The 17932-nt window shown below is 66.4% G+C and carries 12 protein-coding genes; 9 read left to right on the top strand and 3 right to left on the bottom strand.

Annotated elements, in window-relative coordinates; genetic code table 11:
- Nucleotides 1–44 precede the first annotated feature (44 nt).
- The 4 genes from aceE to lpdA are packed head-to-tail and all read left to right on the top strand — an operon-like array spanning nucleotide 45 to nucleotide 6874.
- Nucleotides 45–2774: a pyruvate dehydrogenase (acetyl-transferring), homodimeric type gene (aceE, locus tag FFI97_RS33040; RefSeq protein ID WP_062479935.1), complete on the top strand. Its 2730-nt coding sequence runs from the start codon at nucleotides 45–47 to the stop codon at nucleotides 2772–2774.
- Nucleotides 2775–2823: 49 nt separating this feature from the next.
- Complete coding sequence (gene aceF / locus FFI97_RS33045; RefSeq protein ID WP_139706300.1) at nucleotides 2824–4467, top strand: dihydrolipoyllysine-residue acetyltransferase; 1644 nt, start codon at nucleotides 2824–2826, stop codon at nucleotides 4465–4467.
- Nucleotides 4464–5057: an MFS transporter gene (locus FFI97_RS33050; protein ID WP_095745669.1), complete on the top strand. Its 594-nt coding sequence runs from the start codon at nucleotides 4464–4466 to the stop codon at nucleotides 5055–5057. The genes aceF and FFI97_RS33050 overlap by 4 nt, the downstream gene beginning before the upstream one ends.
- Entirely contained in the window at nucleotides 5054–6874 is a 1821-nt protein-coding gene (lpdA, locus tag FFI97_RS33055; protein ID WP_139706299.1) for a dihydrolipoyl dehydrogenase, read from the top strand. Before FFI97_RS33050 ends, lpdA begins: the two co-directional genes overlap by 4 nt.
- An 88-nt stretch (nucleotides 6875–6962) precedes the next feature.
- Here the strand turns inward: lpdA and FFI97_RS33060 are convergent, their stop codons facing one another.
- The gene (locus FFI97_RS33060) at nucleotides 6963–7538 is read right to left on the bottom strand and encodes a C40 family peptidase (protein ID WP_062480809.1); all 576 of its coding nucleotides are present in this window, start codon (nucleotides 7536–7538) and stop codon (nucleotides 6963–6965) included.
- Nucleotides 7539–7860: 322 nt separating this feature from the next.
- On the opposite strand from FFI97_RS33060, the gene FFI97_RS33065 reads away from it, so the two are divergent.
- Entirely contained in the window at nucleotides 7861–8913 is a 1053-nt protein-coding gene (locus FFI97_RS33065) for a PQQ-dependent sugar dehydrogenase (protein WP_260685267.1), read from the top strand.
- Nucleotides 8914–8921: 8 nt separating this feature from the next.
- Here the strand turns inward: FFI97_RS33065 and FFI97_RS33070 are convergent, their stop codons facing one another.
- Both FFI97_RS33070 and FFI97_RS33075 read right to left on the bottom strand, forming a co-directional pair.
- Nucleotides 8922–9722, bottom strand: coding sequence for an alpha/beta fold hydrolase (locus FFI97_RS33070; RefSeq protein WP_139706295.1), 801 nt, complete (start codon nucleotides 9720–9722; stop codon nucleotides 8922–8924).
- Between the two features lie 10 nt (nucleotides 9723–9732).
- Nucleotides 9733–11358 carry a 4-hydroxyphenylacetate 3-hydroxylase family protein gene (locus tag FFI97_RS33075; RefSeq protein ID WP_139706294.1) on the bottom strand — a complete coding sequence of 542 codons (1626 nt, stop codon included), beginning with the start codon at nucleotides 11356–11358 and terminating at the stop codon, nucleotides 9733–9735.
- A 128-nt stretch (nucleotides 11359–11486) separates the two neighbouring features.
- Here FFI97_RS33075 and FFI97_RS33080 point away from each other — a divergent pair, with 128 nt between their 5' ends.
- The 4 genes from FFI97_RS33080 to FFI97_RS33095 all read left to right on the top strand — a co-directional run bounded on the left by FFI97_RS33080 (nucleotide 11487) and on the right by FFI97_RS33095 (nucleotide 17927).
- Nucleotides 11487–12173 (top strand): TetR/AcrR family transcriptional regulator, encoded by a 687-nt coding sequence (locus FFI97_RS33080; protein ID WP_095745663.1) that lies wholly within the window; start codon nucleotides 11487–11489, stop codon nucleotides 12171–12173.
- Between the two features lie 12 nt (nucleotides 12174–12185).
- Entirely contained in the window at nucleotides 12186–12791 is a 606-nt protein-coding gene (locus FFI97_RS33085; RefSeq protein ID WP_062480816.1) for an isochorismatase family protein, read from the top strand.
- 150 nt (nucleotides 12792–12941) lie between these two features.
- A complete protein-coding gene (locus FFI97_RS33090) occupies nucleotides 12942–14855 on the top strand; it encodes a propionate--CoA ligase (protein WP_139706292.1) in 1914 nt (637 codons plus the stop codon).
- Between the two features lie 195 nt (nucleotides 14856–15050).
- The gene (locus FFI97_RS33095) at nucleotides 15051–17927 is read left to right on the top strand and encodes a 2-oxoglutarate dehydrogenase E1 component (protein ID WP_139706290.1); all 2877 of its coding nucleotides are present in this window, start codon (nucleotides 15051–15053) and stop codon (nucleotides 17925–17927) included.
- Nucleotides 17928–17932 lie beyond the last annotated feature (5 nt).

Here is a 17932-nt window from a genome sequence, read left to right on the forward strand (position 1 = left end):
CAGCGCACTAAATTACAGCCACAGCCCTAAAAGGAGAGACAAGCATGTCGGCAAATCCCGAGAACCTGTTCGGCTCGGCCGCAAACGATGCGGACGCCCAGGAGACGCGTGAATGGATGGATGCACTGTCTTCCGTCATCCAGAGCGAAGGGCCCGAGCGGGCGCACTTCCTGCTCGAACAACTGCTCGAACATGCGCGCCAGAACAGCGTCGACATGCCGTTCTCGGCCAACACCGGCTACGTGAACACCATCGAGCCGGGCGTGGAAGCCCGCAGCCCCGGCAACCTCGAGATCGAACAGCGCCTGCGCGCCTACATGCGCTGGAACGCCATGGCCATGGTGGTCAAGGCCAACCGCATCCACCCGCCCGAAGGCGGTGACCTGGGCGGCCACATCGGTTCCTTCGCCTCGCTGGCCAGCATGTTCGGCGCCGGCTTCAACCACTTCTGGCACGCCGAGAGCGAAAACCACGGCGGCGACCTGCTGTACATCCAGGGCCACGTGTCGCCCGGCATCTATGCCCGCGCCTACCTGGAAGGCCGCCTCTCCGAAGACCAGCTGCTCAACTTCCGCCAGGAAGTGGACGGCAAGGGCCTGTCGAGCTACCCGCACCCCAAGCTGATGCCCGAGTTCTGGCAGTTCCCCACGGTGTCGATGGGCCTGGGCCCGCTGATGGCGATCTACCAGGCGCGCTTCCTGAAGTACCTGCACGCCCGCGGCATCGCCAACACCGAGAACCGCAAGGTCTGGGTGTTCTGCGGCGACGGCGAAATGGACGAAGTCGAATCGCTGGGCGCCATCGGCCTGGCCGCGCGCGAGAACCTCGACAACCTGATCTTCGTCATCAACTGCAACCTGCAGCGCCTGGATGGCCCGGTGCGCGGCAACGGCAAGATCATCCAGGAGCTCGAAGGCGAGTTCCGCGGCGCCAACTGGAACGTCATCAAGCTGATCTGGGGCAAGGGCTGGGACGCCCTGCTCGAGAAGGACCATGACGGCGCGCTGCGCAAGATCATGATGGAGTGCAACGACGGCGACTACCAGTCGTTCAAGGCCAACGACGGCGCCTATGTGCGCAAGAACTTCTTCGGCCGCGACCCGCGCACGCTGAAGATGGTCGAGCACCTGACCGACGACGAGGTCTGGAACCTGCAGCGCGGCGGCCACGATTCGCAGAAGGTGTACGCCGCCTTCCACGCCGCCCAGAACCACAAGGGCCAGCCCTCGGTGCTGCTCGTCAAGACCGTCAAGGGCTTCGGCATGGGCAAGATCGGCGAAGGCAAGAACACGGTCCACCAGACCAAGAAGCTCGGCGACGAGGACATCAAGGCCTTCCGCGACCGCTTCAACATCCCGATTCCCGACAGCCAGATCGCCGAACTGCCGTTCTACAAGCCGGCCGACGACACGCCGGAAATGCGCTACCTGCACGAGCGCCGCAAGGCCCTGGGCGGCTACCTGCCGCACCGCCGCGTCAAGGCCGACGAGAGCTTCACGGTGCCCTCGCTCGACACCTTCAAGGCGGTGATGGAGCCCACGGCTGAAGGCCGCGAGATCTCGACCACGCAAGCCTACGTGCGCTTCCTCACGCAGCTGCTGCGCGACAAGGCCCTGGGCCCGCGCGTCGTGCCCATCCTGGTGGACGAGGCCCGCACCTTCGGCATGGAAGGTTTGTTCCGCCAGATCGGCATCTACAACCCGCACGGTCAGCAGTACACCCCGGTCGACAAGGACCAGGTCATGTACTACAAGGAAGACAAGGCCGGCCAGATCCTGCAAGAGGGCATCAACGAAGCCGGCGGCATGTCCAGCTGGATCGCGGCGGCCACGTCGTACAGCACGAACAACCGCATCATGGTGCCGTTCTACGTGTACTACTCGATGTTCGGCTTCCAGCGCATCGGCGACCTGGCCTGGGCGGCCGGCGACATGCAGGCCCGCGGCTTCCTGCTGGGCGGCACCTCGGGACGCACCACGCTGAACGGCGAAGGCCTGCAGCACGAAGACGGCCACAGCCACATCCTGGCCAACACCATCCCGAACTGCGTGAGCTACGACCCGACCTTCGCGCACGAAGTCGGCGTGATCCTTCACCACGGCTTGAAGCGCATGGTCGAGAAGCAGGACAACGTCTACTACTACCTGACGCTGCTGAACGAAAACTACGCGATGCCCGGCCTGCAGCCCGGCACCGAAGAGCAGATCATCAAGGGCATGTACCTGTCCAAGCAGGGCCCGGTGGTCAAGGCCGCCAAGGGCGCCAAGGAAGCGCCGACCGTGCAACTGCTGGGCAGCGGCACCATCCTGCGCGAAAGCTTCGCGGCGCAGGAACTGCTCGAGAAGGAGTGGGGCGTGTCGGCTTCGGTGTGGAGCTGCCCGAGCTTCAACGAGCTGACCCGCGACGGCCAGGACGCCGACCGCTGGAACCTGCTGCACCCCGACCAGACGCCGCGCGTGCCCTTCGTGGCCGAGCAGCTCGGTGCTTCGACCGGCCCGGTGATTGCGTCGACCGATTACATGAAGGCGTACGCCGAGCAGATCCGTCCGTTCGTGCCGAAGGGCCGCAACTACAAGGTGCTGGGCACCGACGGTTTCGGTCGCAGCGACTTCCGCGCCAAGCTGCGCGAACACTTTGAGATCAATCGTCACTACATCGTCGTGGCCGCGCTCAAGGCGCTGAGCGAAGATGGCACCGTGCCGGTGGCCAAGGTGGTGGAAGCGATCAAGAAGTACGGCATCAATGTCGACAAGGTCAACCCGCTTTACGCTTGAACATCAACAACCAACGAACGAACGGCGCCTGACGGCGGGAGACAACGATATGGCAGCAGTGGAAGTGAAGGTGCCGGACATCGGCGATTTCGATGAAGTCGCGGTGATCGAGGTGCTCGTGAAGGTGGGCGACACGGTCAAGGCCGAACAGTCGCTCATCACGGTCGAATCGGACAAGGCGTCGATGGAAATCCCGTCGTCCACGGCCGGTGTGGTCAAGGAAATCAAGGTCGCCGTGGGCGACAAGGTCAAGGAAGGCTCGGTGGTGCTGGTGGTCGAGGCCGAGGGCGCGGCTGCCGCCGCCCCGGCGCCGGCCGCTGCGCCTGCTGCCGCAGCGCCTGCACCGGCCGCTGCCGCACCGGCAGCCGCGCCGGTTGCTTCGGGCCCGGTCGACATCAAGGTGCCGGACATCGGCGACTTCAAGGACGTCGCGGTCATCGAGCTGCTGGTGAAGGTGGGTGACACCATCGCCGCCGAGCAGTCGCTGATCACGGTGGAGTCGGACAAGGCCTCGATGGAAATCCCGTCGTCGGCTGCCGGCGTGCTGAAGGAACTCAAGGTCAAGGTGGGCGACACCGTCAACATCGGCGATCTGATCGCGGTGCTCGAAGGCGCCGCAGGTGCCGCGGCACCAGCACCCGCGCCGGCACAGGCTGCGGCTGCCGCGCCCGCTGCAGCAACCGCCGCCGCACCTGCGCCGGCCGCCGCAGCACCTGCTGCAGCCGCCCCGGCCCACCAGCCGACGTCGGCCCCCACCGGCAGCCTGCCGCACGCCTCGCCCTCGGTGCGCAAGTTTGCGCGCGAACTCGGCGTGCCGCTCGAAGAGGTCAAGGGTTCCGGTCTCAAGGGCCGCATCACGCAGGAAGACGTCCAGAACTTCACCAAGGCCGTGATGAGCGGCCAGGCCAGCACCAAGGCCTCGGCGGCCAAGGCGCCGGCAGGTGGTGGTGACGGCGCGGCGCTGGGCCTCATTCCGTGGCCCAAGGTCGACTTCACGAAGTTCGGCACTGTCGAGCGCAAGGACCTGTCGCGCATCAAGAAGCTCAGCGGCGCGAACCTGCACCGCAACTGGGTGATGATCCCGCACGTCACCAACAACGACGAAGCCGACATCACCGAGCTCGAGGCCTTCCGCGTCTCCACCAACAAGGAGAACGAGAAGTCGGGCATCAAGGTCACGATGCTCGCCTTCGTGATCAAGGCGGTGGTCGCGGCGCTGAAGAAATTCCCCGACTTCAACACCAGCCTGGACGGCGACCAGCTCGTCTACAAGCAGTACTACAACATCGGCTTCGCGGCCGACACGCCCAACGGGCTCGTGGTGCCGGTGCTGAAAGATGCCGACAAGAAGGGCATCCTGCAGATCAGCGCCGAGATGGGCGAACTCGCCAAGAAGGCGCGCGACGGCAAGCTCGGCTCGGCCGACATGCAGGGCGGCTGCTTCTCGATCAGCTCGCTCGGCGGCATCGGCGGCACGCACTTCACGCCCATCATCAACGCCCCCGAAGTGGCCATCCTGGGCCTCTCCAAGGGCCAGATGAAGCCGGTGTGGGACGGCAAGCAGTTCGTGCCGCGTCTCACGCTGCCGCTGTCGCTGTCGTACGACCACCGCGTGATCGATGGCGCCCTGGCTGCGCGTTTCAACGCCTACCTGGGGCAAGTGCTCGCAGACTACCGCCGCATCCTGCTATGACCACCGTAGTGGCCGTCCGCAAAGGCGGCCAGGTCACGATGGCGGCGGACTCGCTGGTGACCTTCGGCGACACGCGCATGTCGCACAACGCCGAAGCGAACCAGAAGATCTTCACCGTCGAGGATGCCGCGGGCCAGAGCCTGTTCGCGGTGGCGGGCGCCGCCGCGCACCAGCTGGTACTCCAGCATGCGCTGGCGGCCCAGCCGCGCGAGGCGCTGCAGTTCGGCAGCAAGCACGAGGTGTTTCACACCTTCACGCAGCTGCATCCAGTGCTGAAGGATTCGTTCTTCATGCAGACCAAGGAAGACGAGCACGAGCCCTACGAGTCGAGCCAGTTCACGATGCTGCTGGCCAACCCGAGCGGCATCTACGGCATCTACAGCTACCGCGAGGTGTTCGAGTTCAAGCAGTACTGGGCCATTGGCTCGGGACGCAGCTTCGCGCTCGGCGCCATGCACGCGGCCTATGACAACAAGTCGCGCAACGCGCGCGACGTGGCGGAGGCGGGCATCGCCGCCGCCTGCGAATTCGATCGCAATTCGGCCCTGCCGGCCGACGTTCTCACACTCAAACTGAAAGTGTCCAAATGAGCGAACAACACATCAAGGTGCCGGACATCGGCGACTTCGACGAAGTCGCGGTGATCGAGGTGCTGGTCAACGTCGGCGACACGGTCAAGGCCGAGCAGTCGCTCATCACGGTCGAATCGGACAAGGCCTCGATGGAAATCCCGTCGTCGGCCGCCGGCGTGGTGAAGTCGCTGGCCGTGAAGGTGGGCGACAAGGTCAAGGAAGGCTCGGTCGTGCTGACGCTCGAGGTCGACGGGGCCGCTGCGGCCGCGCCGGCTGCTGCACCCGCACCGGCGGCAGCTGCGCCTGCGCCCAAGGCGGCCGCACCGGCCCCTGCCGCGACAGCGTCCGTGGTGGTGTCCAGCTACGGCGGCAAGGTCGATGTCGAGTGCGACGTGGTCGTGCTCGGCGCCGGCCCCGGCGGCTATTCGGCGGCCTTCCGCGCGGCCGACCTCGGCCTGAAGGTCGTGCTGATCGAGCGCTACGCCACGCTCGGCGGCGTGTGCCTGAATGTCGGCTGCATTCCCTCGAAGGCGCTGCTGCACGTGGCGTCCGTCATGGACGAGGTGAAGCACTTCGCCGACCTGGGCGTGAGCTTCGCCGCGCCCACGGTCGATCGCGCCAAGCTGCTCGGCCACAAGAACAAGGTGGTGGGCAAGCTCACCGGCGGCCTCACGGCGATGGCCAAGATGCGCAAGGTGACGGTGCTGCGCGGCGTCGGTAACTTCATCGACCCGTACCACCTGGAAGTCGAAGAGACCTCCGGCACGAGCTGGGACACCACCGGCAAGAAGCAGACCGTCAAGTTCCGCAACGCGATCATCGCGGCCGGCTCGCAGTCGGTGAGCCTGCCCTTCATGCCGAAGGACCCGCGCGTGGTCGACTCGACCGGCGCGCTCGAAATGGGCACCGACCCCAAGCGCATGCTGGTGCTGGGCGGCGGCATCATCGGCCTCGAAATGGGCACCGTGTATTCGACGCTGGGCGCGCGCCTGGATGTGGTCGAGATGCTCGACGGCCTCATGCAGGGCGCCGACCGCGACCTCGTGAAGGTCTGGCAGAAGATGAACGCGCCGCGCTTCGACAACATCATGCTCAAGACCAAGACGGTCGGTGCCGAAGCCACGAAAGAAGGCATCAAGGTCACCTTCGAGGGCGAGAACGCGCCGAAGGAACCGCAGGTGTACGACCTCGTGCTGCAGGCCGTGGGCCGCAGCCCGAACGGCAAGAAGATCGGCGCCGAGAAGGCCGGCGTCACGGTGAGCGACCGCGGCTTCATTCCGGTCGACATCCAGATGCGCACCAACGTGCCCCACATCTTCGCCATCGGCGACATCGTGGGCCAGCCCATGCTGGCGCACAAGGCGGTGCACGAGGCGCACGTGGCGGCTGAAGTGATTGCCGGCGAGCAGAAGGGCGACAAGGAGCTGTCCAGCGCCGCCTTCAACGCCCGCGTGATCCCCAGCGTGGCCTACACCGATCCCGAAGTGGCATGGGTCGGTCTCACCGAAGACCAGGCCAAGGCCGAAGGCATCAAGGTCAAGAAGGGCCACTTCCCGTGGACCGCGTCGGGCCGCGCCATCGCCAACGGCCGCGACGAAGGCTTCACCAAGCTGTTGTTCGACGCCGAGACGCACCGCATCCTGGGTGGCGGCATCGTCGGCACGCATGCCGGCGACATGATCGGCGAGATCGCGCTGGCCATCGAGATGGGCGCGGACGAGATCGACATCGGCAAGACCATCCATCCGCACCCGACGCTGGGCGAAAGCATCGGCATGGCGGCCGAAGTGGCGCACGGCACCTGCACGGACCTGCCGCCGGCGAAGAAGGCCTGAGCGACATATAAGAAGGGCGCCGAACTGGCGCCCACAAAAAATCCCGCCGCGGCGGGATTTTTTTCGTCCGGGATTCGGGGAAATCGAATCAGTCGCTAGCGGTGCCCATGGCTGCCGCCTTGACCTCGTCGCCCTGGCCGCTGAGCACGCGGCGGGCGCCGTCGAAGCGGCGCTGCCAGTAGCTGCCGTTCATGTCTTCGACACGGACCTGGGCACCGGAGCGGGGGGAATGGATGAACTTGCCTTCGCCGACGTAGATGCCGACGTGGCTGAAGGTGCGGCGCATGGTGTTGAAGAACACGAGGTCGCCGGGCTTGAGCTGGCTGCGGTCGATCTTCTCGGTGGCGGCGGCCTGTTCTTCGGCGCGGCGCGGGAGCACGTGGCCCACCGTCTGGTTGTACATGGCGCGGACGAAGCCGCTGCAATCGAAGCCGGATTCGGCGGTGTTGCCGCCACGGCGGTAAGGAACGCCGAGGAAACCGATGGCGGTCACGACGAGGTCGGACGTGCGCTCTGCGACGGTCTGGCGAACCTGATGGAACTGGCCGACCAGGCCGCGTTCGGCAAGGATTCGGTCCATCTCATCCGATCGATCCTGTTGAGGGGGGGCGGCGTGGACGGCCACGGCGAACAGGAGGGATACGGGTAGGACGAAAAAACGCATGGCGCGTAGGATATTGATGACGCGCAGTTATGTCAATTTAATCTGAATTGTTGAAGGCGTGCGTAAACCATTGATTTACATGGACTTTTTCGATCCGGCGGAAGAAAAAATGTAACGGTGAACGTTTATGCGGCATAAGGATTCGAATGTAAACGCCTCGGTCGATATGAATTTGCGGTCTTAAAAGTCGGTATGTGCGTTTCATTTGTTGTCAAGATGGCCTCAAATTCAGGAAATCTTCATGAACTTGCGAAATTTCTCCTTTCGTCGCTCCCTGGGAAGCCTCGTGGTGCTCGCCGGTTGCGGCTTGGCTGGCGCGGCCATGGCGCAAGTGCGTGCCGAAACCGTCGCCTCCGGTCTTGAGAACCCCTGGGGCGTGGCCTTCCTGCCGGAGGGCCGTTTCGTGGTCACCGAGAAGCCGGGGCGCCTGCGGCTGGTGGCGGCCGACGGCAAGCTGGGCGCGCCGATCCAGGGCCTGCCGCCCATCGCGGCGGGCGGGCAGGGCGGGCTGCTCGACGTACTGGCTGACAGCGGCTTCGCGCAGAACCGCACCCTGTACTTCTGTTATTCGGAACCCGAGCCGGGCAGTGGATCGGCCAACAGCACCGCGCTCGCACGCGCGCGCCTGTCGGCCGACGGCACGAAGCTGGAAGCATTGCAGGTCATCTTCAGCCAGAAGCCCAAGGTCGCGAGCCGCGCGCACTTCGGCTGCCGCATCGTCGAGGCCCGCGATGGCAATCTTTTCCTCACGCTCGGCGACCGCTTCAGCCGCAAGGACGACGCGCAGACGCTCGACAACCACCACGGCAAGGTGGTGCGCGTCGCCAAGGACGGCAGCGTGCCGAAAGACAACCCCTTCGTCGGCAAGCCGGGCGCGTTGCCCGAGATCTGGAGCTACGGTCATCGCAACAGCCAGGGCGCGACGCTCGCGCCCGATGGCCGCTTCTGGATGACGGAGCACGGCCCGCAGGGCGGCGACGAGATCAACATCCCGCGCGCCGGCGTCAACCACGGCTGGCCGGTGATCACCTACGGCGAGAACTACGGTGGCGGCAAGATCGGCGACGGCATCACCCGCAAGGACGGCATGGAACAGCCGCTGCACTACTGGGTGCCGTCGATCGCGCCCTCGGGCATGGCCTTCCTCACCAGCGACCGCTATGGCGCCGGCTGGAAGGGCAACCTGTTCGTGGGCTCGCTGAAGTTCGGCTATCTCGACCGCATCGAACTGAAGGACGACAAGGTGGTCGCCGAGCACAAGCTGCTGGCCGACGGCCGGGCCCGCATCCGCGACGTGAAGCAGGGGCCGGACGGCCTGCTCTACGTGCTCACCGACGAGTCCGACGGCAAGCTGCTGCGCCTGCGGCCGAACTGAAGGGCGCCTCAGCCGGGGCAGCCTGGCAGTGGCAGCGTTGGCAGCAGGCGGCGCCAGAGCCGCCGCCATTCAGGCCAGTCGTGCCCGCCTTCGGTCGTGACCACGCGTTCCGCCGGCAACGCCCCGACCAGCAACCGGTGGCTGAAGGCGAAGCGGTCGTCGAGCGCGTAGCCCAGGTACAGCGGCGGCCGGTCGCCGAAGGTGCGTGTGTGGCCGACGTAGCCGCGCAGCCATTGCCACAGCTGCGTGTCGCTGGGCGTGCGTGGGTCGCTGCCGGGTGGTGCTTCGAGCGGGCCGCGCCAGCGCGCCACGCCGCCGGCATTGGCGATGTCCTGGCTCAGCACGCGTTCGCCCAGGTAGGGCGCCAGCACGACCAGGCCGGCGAGATCGCCAGGGTGCGTCTGGGCATACAGCAGCCCGCCGAAACCGCCGACCGAGATGCCTGCGATCCAGATTGCCTTGTAGCCCTGGCGGCGCGCCGGTGCGATCACGTCCTCCGCCAGCCGATCGAGGATGGTCTTGTTGCGGTAGTAGCCCATGTGGGCGTCGACACGCAGGGTGTCGACCGCGAGCCGGTTCTCGTTCAGTGCGTCGATGAAGCCTTCGCGTACGAACTCCTCGGGCGCCGAGTAGGCGCCGGGCAGCAGCACGATCAGCGTGTCGGCGCTGCGGGTGCAACTGCTCTTTTCCAGTGTGGTGGCCAGCGGCGCCTCGGCGGCACGCAACCCGCTGCAGCCGGCGAGCAGCAGCAACGAGGCGGCGCCGAGGAGCAGGGCGAGGCGGCGGCGCAGGAGCGACAGGGTCTGCATCCGCCGGAGTCTAGGCGCGCGACACCGGAACCGGCAGGTCGACCATCACGGGCTGCCCCGGCACGGTGCAGCCGGTGTCGCAGCACTTGCCGGGCTGGCGGTTCTTCGTGATGGCGCGGCGCGGGTCGTGCGGCGCGGCGGCCGGTGTGCCGTCGGCCGCGATGCCGCGCTCGAGCAGGCGCTCGACCAGCTCGACCTTCGAGCCGACTGGGTAGTTGCGCCAGATCTCCTGCTTCATCGCCGCCGGCGAGCCGCCGCCGTGCAGGCTGATCACGCTGTACCAGCCGCCCTGGTAGCCGGCCGTGAGGTCTTCGATGAAGCGGGCCGTCTCGATGCGCTGTTCGTAGGGAATGGCGGGGTTGGCGCGCAGCACGTCGGACAGCCGCGCCGCGGTCTCGGGGTTGTGGTCCTCGTCCGGGCCGGGCAGGGTGACGATCAGGCCGCCGCTCACGTAGTGCGCGATGCGGTGCATGTCGTAGATCTTCGTGGCCAGCAGCAGCTTGCCGATGTTGCTGAACACCGGGTCGGGCATGAAGACCTCGCAGCGGTCGTCGGCCTTGCCGTAGACGCTGGCCGCCACGCCGCAGGCAAAGAAGCTCTCGGTGATGGTGATGAGCTCGACCATCTGCTCGCGCAGGTGGCTTTCCTTGCCGGGGTCGAAGCCATTGGCCTCGCACATCAGCGCGCCGGCGCCGATCAGCAGGTCGCCGAAGCCGGCGCGGGCCGCAATGCAGCTGTGGCGGTGGTGCGTGGCGTAGCTGTAGGTCAGGTGGCCCGAGTGCTCCCATTCGCCGGCATAGAACACGCGCTCCCACGGCACGAACACGCGGTCGAACATGCACACGCCGGTGCTCTGGCCGTACTTGCGGCTGAACAGGGCATCGCCGTGCTCGAGCTTCTCGCCGGGCCGCCCGGCCGGCCGCGCGACGATGGTGAGCCCGGGCGCATCGAGCGGCACGGCGCAGCAGACGGCGAAGTCGGCGTCTTCCTTGCCCATGTTGCGGCAGGGCATGACCAGCAGTTCGTGCACATAGGGTGCGCCAGTCACGATGGCCTTGGTGCCCGAGATCACGATGCCGCGCGCGTTGCGCTCGACCACGTGCAGGTAGCTGTCGACGTTCGCCTGCTCGTGCGGCCGGCGGCTGCGATCGCCCTTGGCGTCGGTCATGGCGACGCCCAGGGTCAGGTCCTGGTCCTGGATGCGGTGCAGGTAGTCGTGGAAGCGGGCCGTGTGTTCAGTGCTGCCGCGCGCGTCGTCGATGCGCGCCGACACCTGGGCGATGGCGTTGAGCGCGTCGTGCGTCAGGTAGCGCTGGGCGCAGCCGGTTTCCTGGCAGACCAGCCGCACGGCCTCGAGCTTGTTGAGCAGGTCGCCCGAACTGGTGTTGATGTGCGAAAGGCGGTTCACGCGCTTGCCGCTGGTGTGCTGCACGGCGGTCATGAGCGGCGCGTACTCGGACTTGAGCGCGTGGTCGTAGGTGAGGGCGATGGCGTTGATGCCGGGCTGGAAGGCGGGCTCGTCGGCCACGCTGGCGACGCGGCGGCCGTCGACGAACACGGTGGGCGTGTAGCGGCGCAGCGATTCACGGTAGTCGGCGCCGGACATGAGGAGGGCGTCGGAAGGCGGGGCATTCATGCGTGTTGTCTCCAGGGGCTCGTGGGGGTTTTTGGACCGTTTGGCGCGGAGATTTAAACACTGTTCAATTTTTAGATCAATGTTCGAAAAAATGATCGGAGACCAGATCGAGGGCTATAGTCCCGCCCATGCACGCCAAGCTCCAACGCCGCCAGACCCTCACGGACGCCCGCCGCGCCCTGGTGCTCGACGCCGCCCGAACGGTGTTCGCCGAGGCGGGCATCGAGGGCGCGAGCATCCGGGAAATCGCCAAGAAAGCCGGCTACACGCCGGGTGCCATCTATTCGTACTTCGAGAGCAAGGAGGCGATCTACGCGGCCTTGCTCGACGAGTCGCTGCTGCGCCTGCAGGCCGCGGTGGCCGAGGTGGCGGTGTCCGAGCGCCGGCCCGACCAGACCCTGGCCGCCAAGGCCCAGGCCTGGTTCGACTTCTACGCGGCAAACCCGCGCGACCTCGACCTCGGCTTCTATCTGGTGCACGGCATGCGGCCCCGGGGGCTCACGCACGCGCTCGACCACGAACTGAACGACCGCCTCTACGACGCCCTGCGTCCCTGTGAAGAGGCGTTGCTCGCTTTGGGCCTCGATGCCGACCTCGCGCAGCAGGAGAACACGGCGCTGTTCGCGCATGGCGTCGGCCTGCTGCTGATGCAGCACACGGGGCGCATCCGCATGTTCAGGCAGTCGGCCGATGCGCTGTTCAAGACCTACCTCGCGCAGTTGGTGCAGCGATCTTCCCCAGTGGCAACGGCGGACGATCCCGCGAAACCCGCGCTTTTCGGTGGTACGGTTCAGCCCAGTTCAACCGATACCTGAAAGAAGAAGTCCATGCTGCTCGACGCCACGCAATCCCAACTCGTCCTGGTCGATTACCAGGCGCGGCTGATGCCGGCGATCTTCGAAGGCGAGGCGGCGGCGCGCAATGCGGCGCGCCTGGGCCAGATGGCGCAGTGGGTCGACGTGCCGGTCTGGGGTACCGAGCAGAACCCGTCCAAGCTGGGCGAGAACCTGCCCGAGATCCGCGCCTTCTGCCGCAAGACGCTGGCCAAGATGCATTTCAGCGGCGTGGAAGAGGGGCTCGGCGAATGGCTGCGTCCGCCCGCCAAGGCGGCACCGCAGGGCAACGCCCGCAGCCTGCCCAAGCACCTGCAGAAGCCCCCGGCCGCGGCCGAAGAGCGCAACACCATCGTCATCGCCGGCTGCGAAGCCCATGTCTGCCTGCTGCAGACCGCGCTCGACCTGCTCGAGGACGAGTTCGACGTGTGGGTCGTCACCGATGCCTGCAGCTCGCGCACCGAGCGCAACCGCGACGCCGCCTTCGACCGGCTGGCCGGCGCGGGCGCCGAGCTCGTGACCACCGAGATGGTCGGCTTCGAGTGGCTGCGCACCGCCGAGCATCCGGCGTTCCGCGACCTGCAGGCGCTGATCCGCTGATCTACTGAATTGCTGTTGAGGGGCGGCCCGGCAAGGGGGTCGCCCGGATTGCCGCGGCTGTCAGCTTCCCGCAAGATCGACTCCCATAATTATGAATTCAGTTTCGGCGCGAGTCCGGAACGGCATCCATAAAACAGGAGACAGATCCCGATGAGCCGCTATGAAGAGTTCTACCGCCAGTCCGTCGATGCGCCCGAGGCCTTCTGGGCCGAGCAGGCGAAGCTGATCGACTGGCACACGCCCGCGCAGCAGATCCTCGACGCCAGCCAGCCACCGTTCGCGCGCTGGTTCGTCGGCGGCACCACCAACCTGTGCCACAACGCCGTCGACCGGCACCTAGCCGATCGGGGCGACCAGCCGGCGCTGATCTTCGTGTCGACCGAGACCGGCACCGAGAAAAGCTACAGCTTCGCCGAGCTGCATGCCGAGGTGCAGCGCACCGCCGCCAGCCTCGTCGAACTGGGCGTGGGCAAGGGCGACCGCGTGCTCATCTACATGCCGATGATTCCCGAGGCCGCTTTCGCGATGCTGGCTTGCGCGCGCATCGGCGCCATCCATTGCGTGGTGTTCGGCGGCTTCGCCAGCGGCTCGCTGGCCACCCGCATCGAGGACGCCGAGCCCAAGGTGGTCGTGAGCGCCGACGCCGGGTCGCGCGGCGGCAAGGTCATCGCGTACAAGCCGCTGCTCGACGAGGCCATCCGCCTGTCGAAGCACAAGCCCGAGGCCGTGCTGCTGACCGACCGCGGCCTGGCGGCGATGGCGCTGGTGGCCGGGCGTGACCATCTGGCGGGCGAGCTGCGGCACAAGCACCTGGATGCGCAGGTGCCTTGCACCTGGCTGGCCTCGACCGACATCAGCTACACGATCTACACGAGCGGCACCACCGGCAAGCCCAAGGGCGTGCAGCGCGACGTGGGCGGCTATGCCGTGGCGCTGGCCGCGAGCATGAAGCACATCTTCGACGGCCGGCCCGGCGAAACCTACTTCTCGACCAGCGACATCGGCTGGGTCGTGGGCCACAGCTACATCGTCTACGGCCCGCTGATCGCGGGCATGGCCACCATCATGTACGAGGGCCTGCCCACGCAGGGCCTCGACCAGCAGCCTGACGGCGGCATCTGGTGGCGCCTGGTCGAGAAGTACAAGGTGACGGTGATGTTCAGCGCGCCCACCGCCGTGCGCGTGCTCAAGAAACAAGACCCGGCGCTTCTCAAGAAGTACGACCTGTCGACCCTGCGCGCGCTGTTCCTGGCCGGCGAGCCGCTGGACGAACCGACCGCGCGCTGGATCAGCGACGGCCTGGGCGTGCCGATCATCGACAACTACTGGCAGACCGAGTCGGGCTGGCCGATGATCACCATCGCCAACGGCGTGGAAGCCAAGCCCAGCAAGTTCGGCAGCCCGGGCGTGCCGATGTACGGCTACCGCATCAAGATCCTGCACGAGTCGACCGGCGAGGAACTCACCGGCGCGAACGAGAAGGGCGTGGTCGTGGTCGAGGGCCCGACGCCGCCCGGTTTCATGCAGACCGTGTGGAAGGACGACGCCCGCTTCGTCAACACCTATTGGAAGAGCGTGCCGGGCAAGATGGTCTATTCGACCTTCGACTGGGGCATCCGCGACGCCGACGGCTACTTCTACATCCTGGGCCGCACCGACGACGTGATCAACGTGGCCGGCCACCGGCTGGGCACGCGCGAGATCGAGGAGAGCATCTCGGGCCATGCCAACGTGGCCGAGGTGGCGGTGGTCGGCGTGGCCGACACGCTCAAGGGGCAGGTGGCGATGGCCTTCGTCGTGCCGAAAGACGGCCTGGCCGTGACCGATGCCGATGCGGCGCTCCAGCTCGAGGGCGAGATCATGAAGGTCGTGGCCGACCAGCTCGGCGCCCTGGCGCGGCCCGCGCGCGTGCGCTTCGTGAGCGGCCTGCCGAAGACCCGCAGCGGCAAGCTGCTGCGCCGGGCGATCCAGGCCGTCTGCGAGCAGCGCGACCCGGGCGACCTGACCACCATCGACGATCCGGCCACGCTCCAGCAGATCAAACAGTTACTGTCCGCCACCTGACCGCAGGCGCGAATCGGGGTAGGGTTGCGGGCCTTGCGCAGCCGCGTTCTGTCGTCATATGGTTGACGTGGCACAATGCCAAGGTACTCAGGCCCTTCCCCAGCCACAGTCGCATCCGCCAATCGGTCCAGCCGTGTCGCGGAAGGTTTCTTAACCAACTCGTGCTTCCTCCAGGGAAGCGAAGGTCAGCGGATCATGAGCGATTCCTCTACGCCCACGGCGTACACCGCCTATCAAGGCAACACCTACCTCTTCGGCGGCAATGCGCCCTATGTCGAGGAGATGTACGAAAACTACCTCGCCAACCCCGGCAGCGTTCCCGACAACTGGCGCACGTATTTCGACGCCCTGCAGAACGTTCCCGCCGCCGACGGTACCAGCGCCCGCGACGTCCCCCACCTGCCGGTCATCAACGCCTTTGCCGAACTGGCCAAGCAGGGCACGACCCGTGTCGTGCAGGCCAGCGGCGCCGACTCCGAGCTCGGCCGCAAGCGCACGGCAGTCCAGCAGCTGATTGCCGCCTACCGCAACGTCGGCGCCCGCTGGGCCGACCTCGACCCGCTCAAGCGCGCCGAGCGTCCCGCCATTCCGGAACTCGAGCCCTCGTTCTACGGTTTTGCCGACGCCGACCTCGAGACGGTGTTCAACACCAGCAACACTTTCTTCGGCAAAGAGACCATGTCGCTGCGCGACCTGCTCAATGCCTTGCGTGAAACGTACTGCGGCACGATGGGTGCCGAGTACATGTACACCACCGACCAGAACCACAAGCGCTGGTGGCAGCAGAAGCTCGAAAGCGCCCGCACCAATCCCAAGCTCAGCGCCGAGCAGAAGAAGCACGTGCTCAACCGCCTGACGGCCGCCGAAGGCCTCGAGCGTTTCCTGCACACCAAGTACGTCGGCCAGAAGCGCTTCTCGCTCGAAGGCGGCGAAAGCTTCATCGTCGCGATGGACGAACTGATCAACCAGGCCGGCGTCAAGGGCGTGCAGGAAATCGTGATCGGCATGGCCCACCGCGGCCGCCTGAACGTGCTGGTGAACTCGCTGGGCAAGATGCCCGCCGACCTGTTCGCCGAGTTCGACCACACCGCCCCCGAAGACCTGCCCTCCGGCGACGTCAAGTACCACCAGGGCTTCAGCTCGGACGTGACCACCCCCGGCGGCCCGGTCCACCTGAGCCTGGCGTTCAACCCCTCGCACCTGGAAATCGTGAACCCCGTGGTCGAAGGCTCGGTGCGCGCCCGCATGGACCGCCGCGGCGACCCGCTGGGCAAGCAGGTGCTGCCCGTGATCGTGCACGGCGACGCCGCCTTCGCAGGCCAGGGCGTCGTGATGGAAACGCTGGCACTGGCCGAAACCCGTGGCTACTCCACCGGCGGCACGGTGCACATCGTGATCAACAACCAGATCGGCTTCACCACCAGCGACCCGCGCGACAGCCGCTCGACGCTGTACTGCTCGGACATCGTCAAGATGATCGAAGCGCCGGTGCTGCACGTGAACGGCGACGACCCCGAAGCCGTGGTGCTCGCCACCCAGTTCGCTCTTGATTTCCGCATGGAATTCCAGAAGGACGTGGTCGTCGACATCATCTGCTTCCGCAAGCTGGGCCACAACGAGCAGGACACGCCGTCGCTCACCCAGCCGCTGATGTACAAGAAGATCGCGGCCCACCCCGGCACGCGCAAGCTGTACGCCGACAAGCTGGCCGCGCAAGGCCTGGGCGACACGCTCGGTGACGACATGGTCAAGGCGCAGCGCGCCGCCTTCGACGAAGGCAAGAACACCGTCGACCCCGTGCTCACCAACTTCAAGAGCAAGTACGCCGTCGACTGGAGCCCGTACCTCAACAAGAAGTGGACCGACGCCGGCGACACCGCCATTCCCTCCGCCGAGTGGAAGCGCCTGGCCGAACGCATCACCAAGGCGCCCGAAAACTTCACCGTGCACCCGCTCGTGAAGAAGGTGCTGGACGACCGCGCAGCCATGGGCCGTGGCGACGTCAACGTCGACTGGGGCATGGGCGAGCACATGGCCTTCGCCTCGCTGGTGGCCAGCGGCTACCCGGTGCGCCTGTCGGGTGAAGATTCGGGCCGCGGCACGTTCACGCACCGCCACGCCGTGCTGCACGACCAGAACCGCGAGAAGTTCGACACCGGCACCTACACGCCGCTGCAGAACGTGGCCGAGAACCAAGCCCCGTTCGTCGTCATCGACTCGATCCTGTCCGAAGAAGCCGTGCTGGCCTTCGAATACGGCTACGCCTCGAACGACCCCAACACGCTCGTCATCTGGGAAGCCCAGTTCGGCGACTTCGTGAACGGCGCGCAAGTGGTGATCGACCAGTTCATCGCGTCGGGCGAAGTCAAGTGGGGCCGCGTCAACGGCATCACGATGATGCTGCCGCACGGCTACGAAGGCCAGGGCCCCGAGCACAGCTCGGCACGCCTGGAGCGCTTCATGCAGCTGAGCGCCGACACCAACATGCAGGTGGTGCAGCCCACCACGGCCAGCCAGATCTTCCACATCCTGCGCCGCCAGATGGTGCGCAACCTGCGCAAGCCGCTGATCATCCTCACGCCCAAGTCGCTGCTGCGCAACAAGGACGCGACCTCGCCGCTGTCCGAGTTCACCAAGGGCAGCTTCCAGACCGTCATCCCCGACAGCAAGGGTCTGAAGGCCGAGAAGGTCAAGCGCCTGATCGCCTGCTCGGGCAAGGTCTACTACGACCTGGCCAAGAAGCGCGAAGAGCAGGGCAGCGACGACGTGGCGATCATCCGCGTCGAGCAGCTCTACCCGTTCCCGCACAAGGCGTTCGCCGCCGAGGTCAAGAAGTACCCCAACCTCGTGGACATCGTGTGGTGCCAGGACGAGCCGCAGAACCAGGGCGCCTGGTTCTTCGTGCAGCACTACATCCACGAAAACATGCAGGAAGGCCAGAGGCTCGGCTACTCCGGCCGTGCCGCCTCGGCATCGCCGGCCGTCGGCTACTCGCACCTGCACCAGGAACAGCAGAAGGCGCTGGTCGATGGCGCATTTGGCAAGCTCAAGGGCTTCGTGCTGACCAAGTAAGAACC

It is taken from the genome of Variovorax sp. KBS0712, assembly GCF_006323185.2.
GTDB lineage: Bacteria > Pseudomonadota > Gammaproteobacteria > Burkholderiales > Burkholderiaceae_C > Variovorax > Variovorax boronicumulans.